The following is a 13,601-nucleotide window of genomic DNA, read 5'->3' as shown; positions in this document are numbered from 1 at the left end:
CGGTTACTAATTAAATAATTAATCGTTGCTTTCTTTAACTAAATTACAACCTCTCTAAACGCTCACTATTTATTTTTCGGTGAGTAAACTTTAAGTGTAGACGAAAAGCACTTTAAAACCAATAATTAACTAGAAAACAAGTACTTGAAACAACAAAAAAAGCCACGACTTTGTCATGGCTTTTCTTTTTGAATATGATATTTTATTTAATCATCACTCATTATTACTAAATAAAGTTATTATATCACCTACCAGAATGTTTCCTAATTCTTTAGCAATTACATTTTGACCAAAGATGACATTCTTCCCTGACCTCTTATATTTTGATAGCGTAAACAAGGGCTCTTTGCCTAGAATCACTCCTTTTTCCGGATCGACCGTGGTAAGAACGCAACGTTCACAAGCATTTGTTCCAAAAAATGATACTGATCCAATTTTGAAATGCTTGAATGTTTCTTCTTGATATGCCGTTCCACCTGTGAAAACAAAATTTGGTCGGAAACGCTTAATTGTTATTGGTGAAGGCATTCGAGCATTTAAATCGTCTAACGATAACTGACCAATAATTAAATATGGGTATCCATCGGAGAAAGAAGTAATATCATTAGCTGTCAAGGCAAATTTGGGATCAACCTTCCGAGCACTATCCTCAGGCATGTATACCAATCGTACCTTTCGATTTAAAATAACTGAAAACCATTCTGAAACCGTTGTATCCACTTCATAGGATTCAATACTATCTTCCCAAACTACCGCCGTTAGTTTTTCATCATCAAGATCAAATTTTGGAAACAAAGGAATTTCTACCATTTCACCCTCATGTAATTTGTGCGTGATTTGTAAATAATCACCATTAATGGCCGTGTTAAATAAGGCTAATTTTGGTGTCGTTCTTTGTGATAAAAAAACTCCTTCCTCATCTACTAGCATCCATCGGCGATCATGCTCTAAACCACGGTGCAAAACAGTAGCAGCGTCAAGACTGATTCCGCCTAAAGATTTTATTGGATAGATCCAAATTTCTGAAAGTTGCAGCATAGGTTCTTTAATTTTTTGCTCAAATTTACAAAAAAGTGATTGTCAAACAAGCAAAAAAAACCTCGAAAACAGTTCGTTTTCGAGGCTTATCTTTAATCTGCAATAGGTATGTTATAAAACACACATCTTTTACTGACGAACTATTTTTAATTAAAAAAACCGTTCTAGCGTAATAGAATTTTGTAGCCCGTAGCGGAATCGAACCGCTCTTACATGGATGAAAACCATGCGTCCTAACCGATAGACGAACGGGCCTTGCTTTTCTATTGCGGGTGCAAAAGTAGCACTATTTTTCAGTTGTGCAAGCATTTTTTAAAGAGGATGCCAAATTAATTACACCCTCATTAAAAAATTAATTCTAAATAATTAATAACTAGACTATAGCATTAAAAACTTAATTCAATATTTTTTTACTACGAAACCGCATTTTAATAGTAAATAGCTTTTTTCTGATAATAATCAAACATAAATATTTACTACAACTTCAAATTTCGCAATCAAACAAACTGAAAAAACAGTCTAATAATTCAAATTCAATCCAAAACCTACACCCATATCGCTATCATAGTGAGTCGTTATTCCCATATTTTTGCCGACAATATATTTGAGCCCGCCCATATATTCTCTGTCAGTATTGACCATAAATGCCATTCGTAATCTTTTGGTCAATGGTATATCTTCACGCATCACTTGAAAACGAACGTTTCCATCATGGTAGACTTCGGCTTGAGCTACTACTAATAGAGGTAACGTATAATTAAATCCTAAACTTACTTGCAGTCTTTTGTCTTTGGTACTACTTTGTCCAAATAAATTTTCTTCTACTTCACCATGATCTAATTTTCGATACCGTGCATCAAAACCTATAAAGGGCATAAACCATTGATTTCTTCCAATGTATCGCCCAATATGCGTTTCAGATTCGTAACCATGTTCATCATGATATCCTAATCGCCATTCGGTTCCAAAACTCCATCTTGCATTTTGTAACATCGCTTGACCATCATTTCCATTGGTCGCAAAATCATTTTCGGCCATAAAATGAAGCGCGTTACTTTCGGCTTGTAATTTCTTATATGCTTTCTCTTTATTTGGCAAAAGTGGATTGGGTGCTGATTTTTCATAACTAAAAACCCTGTTCATTCCCGCCATCATGTGGTATAAAATATGACAATGAAAGAACCAATCACCATCAGCATTGGCTTCAAATTCAATTACATCGGTTTCCATTGGCATAATATCTAGAACGTTTTTCAATGGTGCATAATCCCCTTTTCCGTTCAATACTCTAAAATCATGACCATGTAAATGCATTGGATGACGCATCATCGAATTATTGTATAAAGTAATGCGGACAACTTCTCCTTTCTTGATTAAAATTTTGTCACTTTCTGAAAGCACTTTGTTATCCATACTCCAAACATAACGATTCATGTTTCCTGTCAGTTCAAAACGAAGCTCTCGAACTGCTACCTCTTTAGGCAATGTAGTTTTTGTTGGAGATTTGAGCATCCCATAATTCAATGTTACCATCTTGGATTTTTTTGAACTCATATCCATTTTTGAATGGTCCATTTTGGCGTGATCCATTTTGGCGTCTTTCATATCCATTTTATCAGACTTCATTCCCGCCATTGAATGTTCCATTCTGGAATGATCTATTTCTTCTGATTTCATGTTCATTTTGGAATGATCCATTTTACCATCCATTTCCATTTTTGGACTTGCTGACAATTCTGGATACATAACGGTATTCATATCCATTTTTTGCATGCTCATACTCATTCCCATGTCATCCATGGTACCGTCCATATTCATCATGTTATTCATCATCTTCATACCTTCAAAATATTTCAATTTTGGCAGAAGATCGGCGGCTTTTTTTTCGCCCTCTCCAATATAAATTGAAGTCGATTTTGTTCTATCTTCCGGAGTTGCTAAAAATGCATAGGAAGTATCTTTATCAGGAACAGTCACAATCACATCGTAAGTTTCAGAAACACCAATAATTAATCGATCTACTTCAACTGGAACTACGTCATTTCCATCATTGGCTACCACTGTTATTTTCCCTCCCCCGTAGGTCAACCAAAAATAAGAAGAGGCTCCACCATTAGAAATGCGTAACCGTACTTTATCACCTGCTTTAAATTGTGATAACTGACTTTCCGTTTTTCCATTAATCAAAAACTTGTCGTAGTACACATCGCTTACATCCATCGCCAACATTCGCTTCCACTCGTTGGTTAATTTGGTTTTAAAATGACCTTCTTTAATGGCTTCGGCATAACTTTGAGTCGTTCCTTTTTTTATTGCAAACCAATCTGAAGCATTGTGCAGCATTCTATGCACATTTTCTGGTTTATAATCTGTCCATTCACTCAAAATAACGGGAACTTGCGGAAGATCATCAATGCCTTTCCTAAAAGTTAGATCGTCTACTTTTTTCTTTAAAATTAAAGAACCATACATGCCCATTTGCTCTTGCAAACCGCTATGACTATGGTACCAATGCGTACCCGATTGAACGATCGGGAATCGGTACACATGCTCAGTTCCTGGCTTTATAGGCATCTGTGTCAAATAAGGAACACCATCTTCTTTATTGGGTAAATACAAGCCGTGCCAATGCAAAGAGGTCCCTTCTTTTAATTCATTATACACATTAATTTCTGCAATATCACCTTCTGTAAAAGTTAAAGTCGGCATTGGAATTTGACCGTTTACTGCAATAGCTCTTTTCTCTTTTCCGGTAAAGTTCACTATGGTATCTCTAACATACAAGTCGTATCGAACTACCTTCTGTGCTTTAATTGCCGATGAAGTTAGTAGTAGTAAAGCGAATAGAATTATAGTATTATTTCTCATTCTCTAATCTTTTTATCATTAATTTCATCTCTTGAATTTCCTTTTTTTGCGCTTTAATTATATCGTTAGCTAGCTTTTTTACTTCAGGATCTTTGATGTCTGCTCTTTCACTAGTCATTATGGCAATAGAATGATGAGGAATCATTCCTTTTAACCATAATACATCACCTATAATTGGCTTTTGAGTACGAACTAGAAACAAGGCAGAACTAAAAAGAATGACACTCCCTAAAAATATTGCTGCATTTTTCTTCTTATTTTTATACATCCCCATCATCAGCGACAACATTATCACTGCCATTGCAGCTATCCCCAAACAGCTCATGTAGAACCTAGTAAGACTAAAATATACGTGGTCTATCGAATAAGTATTCAAATACATTGTGATGTACATTGCTACGAATGAAAGACCTAACATTAAAAAAAATGTATTGTACTGTTTGTTGTTCTTGTTTGAATTTTCCATGTTTTATCATTTTTATAGTACTACTACAATTTTAAATTTCTCAATCTAAGTGCATTTGCAATTACAGAAACTGAACTGAAACTCATGGCCAAAGCGGCAATCATTGGCGATAATAATAATCCGAAGAATGGATATAAAATTCCGGCTGCGACTGGGATTCCGATCACGTTGTAGAAAAACGCGAAGAATAAATTCTGATTGATGTTTTTCATCACGGCATGGCTTAATTTCTGCGCTTTTACAATTCCTTGTAAATCTCCTTTCACCAAAGTGATTTTTGCACTTTCAATAGCAGCGTCAGATCCCGTTCCCATTGCAATCCCTACATTGGCTTGAGCCAAAGCTGGCGAATCATTGATTCCGTCACCTGCCATAGCAACAATCTTACCTTCGGCTTGCAAACGTTTTATTTCGTTCAACTTATCTGCTGGTAAACAACCGGCAATAAAAGAGGTCAAATGCAATTCATCTGCCACGGCTTTAGCAGTATTTTCGTTATCACCAGTAAGCATAATGACTTCAATTCCTTGTGCCATTAATTCTTTAATCGCATTTGCACTAGTAGCTTTGATGGCATCTTTAATAGTTACAAACCCTACTGCGATCTCATCCACTGAAATGTAAGAAACTGTTTTTCCCAGTTTTTGCTCTGCTATGATGGCATCTTCAAGTTCTGCATCGATTTGAGCATTCACTTGATCCATTAATTTTTTGTTTCCTAAAGCTACTTTTTTACCTGCGACAGTTCCTATAACTCCTTTTCCTGTAATCGAATCAAAATCATTTACTTCCGTTAACGTTGTGTTTTTCGCTTTCGCAAAATCGACTACGGCTTGCGCCAAAGGGTGCTCGCTATATTGATTTAGTGAAGCAATCATTTGCAACAACTCTTGCTCATTCTTTTGCGTAGCATACACCTTATCCACCGAAGGTTTCCCTTCGGTAATGGTTCCTGTTTTATCAGTAATCAAAACGTCTACTTTGTTCATGATTTCAAGCGCCTCAGCATTTTTAATCAAAACACCAGATTGCGCTCCTTTCCCTACTCCTACCATAACCGACATGGGGGTAGCCAGACCTAATGCACACGGACAAGCAATAATCAACACCGCAATAGCATTTATGAATCCGTAAACCAAAGCAGGATCAGGTCCGAAGATTGCCCAAATGAAGAATGTGATTACTGAAACCCCTACTACAATTGGTACAAAATACTTCGCAATTCTATCCGCTAATTTTTGAATTGGCGCTCTAGAACGGCTGGCATCTGTAACCATTTGTACGATTTGCGAAAGCAAGGTTTCAGAACCTATTTTTTCTGCCACCATTACAAATGATTTGGTTCCGTTAATCGTTCCTGAGATCACCGAATCATCAACCGTTTTATCAGCAGGAATAGGTTCTCCAGAAATCATCGACTCATCGATCGTAGTTTCCCCTTTAGTTATTTTTCCATCAACGGGAATTTTGTCACCTGGTTTTACACGCAATAAATCGCCTTTTTTAATATCATGGATGGAGATTTTTTTATCTACTCCGTCCACCACAATTGTTGCTTCAGTCGGCGCTAATTTCATCAATTCTTTAATCGAACCACTAGTTCTGCTGTGTGCTCGTGCTTCTAACAATTGTCCTAGTAAAACTAAAGTCAGAATTACTGTGGCAGCTTCAAAGTAGAGATGCACTGTCCCATCTTCGGTTTTGAATTCCGCCGGAAATAAATCTGGAAAGAATAATCCAAAAACACTAAACAGAAACGCAACACCAGAACCAATTCCGATAAGGGTAAACATATTTAGATTCCAAGTGATTACGGATTTATAGGCGCGAACAAAAAACATGCTACATGCATAAAAAACTACGGGAAGTGACAACGCAAATTGCACCCAATTCCATGTTTCCATATCAAAGATTTTCATCAAAGGATTATTGGGAATCATGTCTGACATCGCGATGATAAAAATAGGCAATGTAAAGGCAATCGAAATTTTCATTTTACGCCATAAATCATTGTACGTTTTATTGTCTTCGCTTTCGTCTGGCTCTAGAGGCACTAAGTCCATTCCGCAAATTGGGCAATCACCAGGTCCGTTTTCAATAATTTCGGGATGCATCGGACACGTATATTGCTGTCTTTGATTCAGCACAGGTTGCTGCACTAAATCCATTCCGCATACTGGACAATCTCCTGCCTTATCATATACCTTATCTCCTTCGCAGTGCATTGGGCAATAATATTTGCCCGGCTCTGCAGCATGAGAATGTGCAGCGCTATGATCGTGATTGTGCGGCGTTGCAGATGCACAACATGATTTTTCTACAACTTCAGTAACAGCAGCTTTTTGATTTGTTTCTAAAGGCACTAAATCCATTCCGCAAATTGAACATTTAGCAGGTTCGTTTTCAACAATTTCGGGATGCATCGGGCAGGTATATTGTTGTTTTTGATCAGGAATAGGTTGTTGTACTAAATGCATTCCACACACCGGACAATCTCCTGCTTCATCGTACACTTTATCTCCTTCACAATGCATTGGGCAATAATATTTACCTGGCTCTGGAGTGTGAGAATGTGTAACGCTATGATTGTGACTATGATTTTGTGACGTTGCAGATGCGCAACATGATTTTTTTTCAACCTCAGGAACAGCGGCTGTTTCGTCACCTTCCATTTTTATGGTATAATTACCCAAAGGGGCTAGTGCTGTTGCAAAAGTTGTGGTTGGGATATGATTTTCCATGGTGATTACCGCTTCTTTATTCTCAAGTGAGACAGTCGCTTGAACACCTTCTATTTCGTTTAATGCTTTTTCTACTTTTTTACGGCAGCCATCGCAGGACATTCCGTCAATTATATAGGTATGTTTCATAATGTGGCTCTTTTAATATTATCATACAAAGATCCGAATACTAAACCTCATCTTCATTACACAATTATGGAAGACATTTGCATCATTTATAAAGCGTCGATTTGTTTGCGGTCTTTATCTTTCAATTTTTTGAAATGTGTTGGTGTTAAACCTGTTACCTTTTTGAACTGATTACTCAAATGTGCCACGCTACTATAGTTTAATTGTTCTGCTATTTGGCCTAAACTCAACTCATCATAAACTAATAATTCTTTTGCTCTTTCTATTTTCTGAGCAATAAAATAATGCTCGATCGTCATACTTTCAACCTCAGAGAAAAGTTTACTCAAAGCACTATAATCCTGCCCTAATTCTCCCGAGAGATAAGTAGAAAAATTTACTTTTAACTTGTCATTTTGATGGTGTACCAAATCAATGATTCTATTCTTAATCTTTTCGATTGTTTGTGTTGTTTTGTCTTCTAGCAGTTCGAAACCAAGCGCATGCAATGCCGCAGCTAAACCTTGTTTCTCACCACTTGAAAGCGTTCTTGACAAAGTAGCTTCTCCCAAAGCCAATGCTATTAAAGGCAGTTTTAAATTTTCGAATGCCTTTGTCACTGCCATTTCGCAGCGATTGCAAACCATATTTTTTATGTATACTTTCATTAAAACAACGCGTTTATTTTATATTAAAAACAGCATTCGAACCTCATCAATATATTGCATTCGAATCAAACCACTTTACATTTTCATTCCGGCCATAGGGTCATTTCCTTTTCGAAATTCAAACTCACTGTTAACAGCGTAGGCTCCAGTGATTACTATTTTAGCATCAGCATCTAGATCTGAAACAAGTTCTACCATTCCATTAGATTCAGTCCCCAAGGTAACCTTTATATTTTTGAATACACCTTTACTTTTTTCGACCCAAATCGAACTACCATTTTGGTCTCTAATCACTGCATCTGAAGGAATAAAAATTCCTTTAATATTTGACTTGGTCAATTTTACAATGGCTTGCATTCCGGGTTTTAAAGCTAAATTAGTATTGGGCACTTCCATTTGGATTAACAACAATCTCGAACTTGCATTAATTTCAGGATTGATAAACGATACTTTTGCCGTGATTTCCTTCGACGGAAAATCTACAAACGAAATCAAAGCCGTTTGCCCTACTCGCAATTGCATGGCGTAATTCACATTCACTTGCGTTTCTAACCATAAAGTAGACAGATTCCCGATTTTCAAAACAGGCGCTCCCTCCATGACATAGCTTCCTTCGGTAGCTGTGATTTCGGCAACGGTACCACTATAATTACTATAAAACGTAGTATAAGGTGATACTTCTTTGCCTCTTTTAATCGCTTCAATCTGCGCATTTGAGAGTCCGTAAAAAGATAGTTTTTGCTTAGCCGCTTGCATCATGCTTTTGGCGTTTTTACCAAAATCTCCCGGAATCTCCATTTGCTTGTAAGCCGAAATATAATCTTGCTTTGCGATCGCAATGTCCTCGCTGTAAATTTGGTAAACCGCTTGTCCATTTTTGATTGAAGCACCTTCTGTTTTAATGTACAATTTTTCTATACGACCCGTAGCTCGTGCCGAAATACTCTTAACATTAGACTGATTTATCGTTAAGACTCCTGTGAAATTTTCTTGACTCGATTGTTCAGAGGCACTACTTTTTTGCATAGTAATGTTTCCCAATTTTATTTGCTGATCGCTTAATGTGATTTCGTTATAAGCGCCGTTGTCCTTTTGCATGGGCGTTAGCTCCATATGACAAATGGGACATTTTCCTGGATTTTCTTCTTTAATTTGGGGATCCATCGAACAAGAGTAATAGATACTTTGTTGATACTTATGGTCGGCATGTTTTTCTTCATTTTTAGAATTACAACTCACCAGAAGTGCAATCATTAAAATAAGCATCCCAAATTGATGTAGCTTTTTCATCTTTATTTTGTTTTTATAAAGCTTCCGCTATCTATTAAATACTGTGCATTTGATACTAATACATCTTCAATGGTTACCCCTTCTAAGATTTGCACCAAATTCTCTCTTTCTAATCCCGTTTTTACTTTGACAGCTCTATAGCCTTTTTCTTTTTTTACAAAAGCGACTTTATCAGTACCTAAACTCACAATAGCTTCTTTTTGCAACCACAAACCAGCAGTTGCATTTGTCGTGACTTTTGCTTCCAAACGCAAGCCTACCGGTAATTTCAATTTTGAATTATCAAGATAGACTCTTATGCGATTGGTCTTTTCGTTTGGGTCTAATTGGGTGTCGATAAAATTCACTTTGGCGTGAATTACTTCTTCAGCATCTAATTCTGTGGTAATCGCAATTGCCTGATTTAGTTGCACCAAACTGGCATATCCCCGAATGATATTAAAAACTCCCCAAACTTTATCTGTATTTAACAACCTGAAAATTGTAACATCCTTTGTGATATAATCTCCTTCTTTGATCCCTAAAACCTCAGTATTAATGCTTTGCATTTTTGCTTCGGCATTAGCATCCATCTTTTCTGTTCCGTCTACAATTCCGTTTGCGGGACTGTAAATAGTAATGATAGGATTTACTTTTTTGGCTGCAGCCAAAGCATTGATTTGTGCTTTAGTCATTCCGTAGAGCGCTAACTTTTGCTTGATAGCATTAATGATAGTCTTATTTTCAGCATCATTAGTGATGAGGTAGATAAAATTTTGCTGTTCAGTCACCAATTCTGGACTGTAAATATCAAAGAGTTTTTGACCTTTGGCCACAGCCTGAAACTTTCGATTCACGTACATTCTTTCGATTCGGCCACTAATTCGAGCCGAAATCGTAACTGACGAATTAGGATCATAAGTTACCATTCCCGGTAAATTAACCAAGCTACCAATGGCAGTATCTTTTAACCTTGTGTTTTCAAATTCACCTACTACAAAACCATCCGTGCGTTGCAATAAATAGCTAATGTCTTGACTTTCTTCAGGCTGTTCTTCGCTGACTTTTTTCACTAAATCCATTCCGCAAATAGGACAACTTCCAGGTTCGTGCTTGATTATTTGAGGATGCATTGAACAGGTGTAAACCTCATCCGCTGCGGCATGCGCATCCGTGTTATGAAACAATTCTGTTTTATAATAAACAACAAGTCCCACCACTAAAACAGTCAAAAACAGGATACTAAATTTTAAATATTTGTTCATAATTATTCTATTTCAAGTTGTTTTTCGATAGCAATTTGCGTCTTGAATATATTCTGTAACTTATCTAGTTTGTCTATTTGAGCCATATTCAAAGCTTCCCAAGCATCTAAAACTTCAAATAATTCTCCTGTATTGTTTTGCCATGATAAAACCGAAGTGTCATAATTGCGTTTTATTGCGGGAATGATACTTTTCTCAGCGATATCAAACTGCTTTTTTAAATTCACAAGCTCTTGTTGCATTCCATTTATGGCACCAGCAGCGTCATTTAGAATCATCTGTTTTTGCCACTCCAAACTTTCATTTTTAATTTGAATACTATTAATCGCCGCCTTATTCCCTTTGGTAGACCATGGCATCGGGATAGTCACCATTCCCATCAATGAAAATTGTTGTGAGCGATCCCCAAACGGAACCATGTGATCATATTTTACCCCAAACTCCGGTAGTAACTTTGATTTTTCGATCGCAATTTTCATTTGGTTTAATTCCATTGTGCGATCAATAGCTTTTACATCACTTCTACTTTCTGACAAAGCGGAATTATCCATTGGCATCATGTCAAAATTCTTGACGCTGTAGGTTGTATCTATTTCGAAATTGCTGTTTTTATCACGAGCCATCAAAGTGTTGAGCATTACTTTTTTCTGAATCAAATCATTTTGCATCGTAACAATTAAACTTTGCTGTGCACTATATTGTGATTTGGCTTTGTAATAAGTAGAAAGCTTGTCCTTGTTGTACTTGAATCGGACTTCGATACTTTTAATCATGTAGTCGAGTAAGCTTAAATTGTCCTTAGTGATTTTTAGCTTTTTATCTAAAACAATCCACTCGTAATAATTTGTTTTTGCCAGCGCATTCAATTCATTGATCGTGAAATTTTTATTTTCAGTTTCCACGGATGACATGGCATACATATAATCAGCATCGGCTTTGAGTCTCGAAGCATTGGGAATCATCTGTGTCACACCAATCATATAGGCTCCCATTCCGGTACTCATATCTGTAGCTTTCCACATTTTAGTATTATAAGGAGTCATAAAAAAACCTGTTGATACCTGAGGAGCGCTCCAACTTTTAGCTCCTTTGGCATTGGCATCCATGCTTTGAATCTCGGCATCATACATTTTTAACTGCGGATTATTCTCTTTGATAGCCGTTAAAACTGCCTCAACAGAAAGTGTTTGCCCATTGGTTAAACCAAAAACTAAAAAGCAAACTATCGTATATAATTTAATGTTTCGCATCGATAATATCTATTTTACCTTTTGTTTTTAGTTCGTGTAATTTTGACATTTCAAAAACAACAGGTGTTACTAGTAATACATAAATAATTGAAGAAATCGTTCCTCCAATTAATGGAACCGTGATTGGAATCATCACATCAGCGCCCGTTCCTGTAGACCAAAGAATAGGAATCAAACCAAAAAGTGCTACAAAAACTGTCATTAATTTAGGACGCAATCTCTTAGCAGAACCTTCGATGACATATTCTCTGATAATATCTTCGTTGATTGTCTCGGCAGTGTTTCCGTGTTTTGCAACCATTTTAGTCATCGCTTCGTTGAGGTATATTGTCATTAGCATGGCCGTTTCTATGGCCATACCAAATAATGCAATAAACCCAACAGCCACCGCTACTGATAGATTAATACCGTAGAAATACACCATGAATATTCCGCCAATCAAAGCAAAAGGAACTGTAATCATTGTAATCATTGCTTCTTTCATCGAATTGTAAGTAAAGTACAAAATGATAAAAATGATAATTACAACGATCGGCAAAATCAGCGATAGTGTTTTATTGGCTCGGATCTGACTTTCCCATTGTCCGCTCCATTCTACGTAATATCCTTTTGGCATTTTAGCCATCATGGTATTCAATTTATTCTGTGCGTCTTCGACAGTACTTCCTAAATCGCGATCACGAACATTAAACAAAACACTTCCGCGCAACATGGCGTTTTCGCTATTAATCATCGGAGGTCCGTCACTAATGGCAATATCAGCCACTGTTTCTAAAGGAATGGGACCAAAATCCATAGTTTGCACCTGCAATTTTTTAAGTCCGTCAATGCTGTTTCGATATTCTTGAGCGTAGCGTGCATTTACAGAAAAACGCTGTCTCCCTTCAATAGTTGTCGTTAATGTCATTCCGCCAATGGCAGCTTCTACCACATTATTGACATCGTCAACGGTGAGTCCGTAGCGTCCAATCACGTCTCTTTTTGCCGAAATATCAATATACTTCCCACCAGTAATTGGTTCTGCAAATAAATCCTTGACTCCCTCTGTGCCTTCTAATGTCTTTTTTATTTTTTGCGAAAGCGCATCAATGGTATCCAAACTAGCACCGTAGATTTTTATCCCTACATCTGTTCGAATACCCGTAGAAAGCATGTTGATTCTATTAATAATTGGTTGTGTAAATCCGTTAGTCACTCCAGGAATCTGCAGTTTATTATTGATCTCGCTTACAATATCACTCTTCGTTTTACCCGATCTCCATTCGTTATGAGGCTTCAACAACACAATGGTTTCGATCATACTAATCGGACTATTATCTGTCGCCGTGTTTGCTCTTCCTGCCTTTCCTAAAACGTGCGTCACCTCAGGAATTGATTTTATCAGTTTATCCTGAACTTGCAATATTCTTTTGATTTCAGAATTAGAAACATCGGGCAAAGTAACCGGCATAAACAATATCGAACCCTCATCAAGAGCTGGCATAAACTCAGATCCTAATCTTGTGTACATGAGTCCACCAATAAGCAAGGCTACAACATTTACAGCCAATACTGATTTGCGCCATTTTAAGCAGAAAATCAAAATGGGAGTATAAAGCGTTTCTAATTTTCTATTAATCGGGTTCTTCGATTCTGGTCGTAATTTCCCTTTTAGCAAATAGCTAATTAATACCGGAGTTAATGTAATCGCGACAATTGCATCTACTATTAATATAAATGATTTCGTCCAAGCCAACGGACTGAATAATTTCCCTTCCATTCCTGTTAAAAGGAAAACCGGTAAAAAAGAAGCAATCACAATTAGGGTCGAATAAAAAACTCCTGGCCCTACAAGCTTAGAGGAATCCTCGATGAGTTTCATGCGCTCCTCGTGAGACAGCGGATCATGCTCTTTTTTAAATATTTTTTTGAATAATTTTTTCATGGCC

At 36.9% G+C, this 13,601-nt stretch carries 9 protein-coding genes and 1 tRNA gene; all 10 read right to left on the bottom strand.

The window, feature by feature from the left end; genetic code table 11:
- Positions 1-213: 213 nt before the first annotated feature.
- Complete coding sequence (locus H603_RS0105455; protein WP_026707624.1) at positions 214-1,038, bottom strand: MOSC domain-containing protein; 825 nt, start codon at positions 1,036-1,038, stop codon at positions 214-216.
- A 183-nt stretch (positions 1,039-1,221) separates the two neighbouring features.
- Positions 1,222-1,293: transfer RNA gene (locus H603_RS0105450), tRNA-Glu, on the bottom strand.
- A 264-nt stretch (positions 1,294-1,557) separates the two neighbouring features.
- A complete protein-coding gene (locus H603_RS0105445) occupies positions 1,558-3,906 on the bottom strand; it encodes a multicopper oxidase family protein (protein WP_026707623.1) in 2,349 nt (782 codons plus the stop codon).
- Entirely contained in the window at positions 3,896-4,372 is a 477-nt protein-coding gene (locus H603_RS0105440; RefSeq protein ID WP_026707622.1) for a DUF305 domain-containing protein, read from the bottom strand. Before H603_RS0105440 ends, H603_RS0105445 begins: the two co-directional genes overlap by 11 nt.
- Before the next feature lie 23 nt (positions 4,373-4,395).
- Entirely contained in the window at positions 4,396-7,242 is a 2,847-nt protein-coding gene (locus H603_RS0105435; protein WP_026707621.1) for a heavy metal translocating P-type ATPase, read from the bottom strand.
- Positions 7,243-7,328: 86 nt separating this feature from the next.
- Entirely contained in the window at positions 7,329-7,889 is a 561-nt protein-coding gene (locus H603_RS0105430) for a helix-turn-helix domain-containing protein (protein WP_035675516.1), read from the bottom strand.
- A gap of 75 nt (positions 7,890-7,964) precedes the next feature.
- Complete coding sequence (locus H603_RS0105425; RefSeq protein WP_026707619.1) at positions 7,965-9,179, bottom strand: efflux RND transporter periplasmic adaptor subunit; 1,215 nt, start codon at positions 9,177-9,179, stop codon at positions 7,965-7,967.
- A gap of 2 nt (positions 9,180-9,181) precedes the next feature.
- Positions 9,182-10,423 carry an efflux RND transporter periplasmic adaptor subunit gene (locus tag H603_RS0105420; protein WP_035675513.1) on the bottom strand — a complete coding sequence of 414 codons (1,242 nt, stop codon included), beginning with the start codon at positions 10,421-10,423 and terminating at the stop codon, positions 9,182-9,184.
- A 2-nt stretch (positions 10,424-10,425) separates the two neighbouring features.
- The gene (locus H603_RS0105415; protein WP_026707617.1) at positions 10,426-11,673 is read right to left on the bottom strand and encodes a TolC family protein; all 1,248 of its coding nucleotides are present in this window, start codon (positions 11,671-11,673) and stop codon (positions 10,426-10,428) included.
- Positions 11,660-13,597: an efflux RND transporter permease subunit gene (locus tag H603_RS17715; RefSeq protein WP_026707616.1), complete on the bottom strand. Its 1,938-nt coding sequence runs from the start codon at positions 13,595-13,597 to the stop codon at positions 11,660-11,662. The genes H603_RS0105415 and H603_RS17715 overlap by 14 nt, the downstream gene beginning before the upstream one ends.
- Positions 13,598-13,601 lie beyond the last annotated feature (4 nt).

The organism is Flavobacterium frigidarium DSM 17623 (genome assembly GCF_000425505.1).
GTDB lineage: Bacteria > Bacteroidota > Bacteroidia > Flavobacteriales > Flavobacteriaceae > Flavobacterium > Flavobacterium frigidarium.
The sequence above is the reverse complement of the archived record's forward strand: the minus strand, read 5'-3'. Positions and strand labels throughout refer to the sequence as shown.

Coding starts and splice junctions, on each gene's coding strand:
- H603_RS0105455 (WP_026707624.1), bottom strand. CDS start 1,038: ATGCTGCAACTTTCAGAAATTTGGATCTATCCAATAAAATCTTTAGGC.
- H603_RS0105445 (WP_026707623.1), bottom strand. CDS start 3,906: ATGAGAAATAATACTATAATTCTATTCGCTTTACTACTACTAACTTCA.
- H603_RS0105440 (WP_026707622.1), bottom strand. CDS start 4,372: ATGGAAAATTCAAACAAGAACAACAAACAGTACAATACATTTTTTTTA.
- H603_RS0105435 (WP_026707621.1), bottom strand. CDS start 7,242: ATGAAACATACCTATATAATTGACGGAATGTCCTGCGATGGCTGCCGT.
- H603_RS0105430 (WP_035675516.1), bottom strand. CDS start 7,889: ATGAAAGTATACATAAAAAATATGGTTTGCAATCGCTGCGAAATGGCA.
- H603_RS0105425 (WP_026707619.1), bottom strand. CDS start 9,179: ATGAAAAAGCTACATCAATTTGGGATGCTTATTTTAATGATTGCACTT.
- H603_RS0105420 (WP_035675513.1), bottom strand. CDS start 10,423: ATGAACAAATATTTAAAATTTAGTATCCTGTTTTTGACTGTTTTAGTG.
- H603_RS0105415 (WP_026707617.1), bottom strand. CDS start 11,673: ATGCGAAACATTAAATTATATACGATAGTTTGCTTTTTAGTTTTTGGT.
- H603_RS17715 (WP_026707616.1), bottom strand. CDS start 13,597: ATGAAAAAATTATTCAAAAAAATATTTAAAAAAGAGCATGATCCGCTG.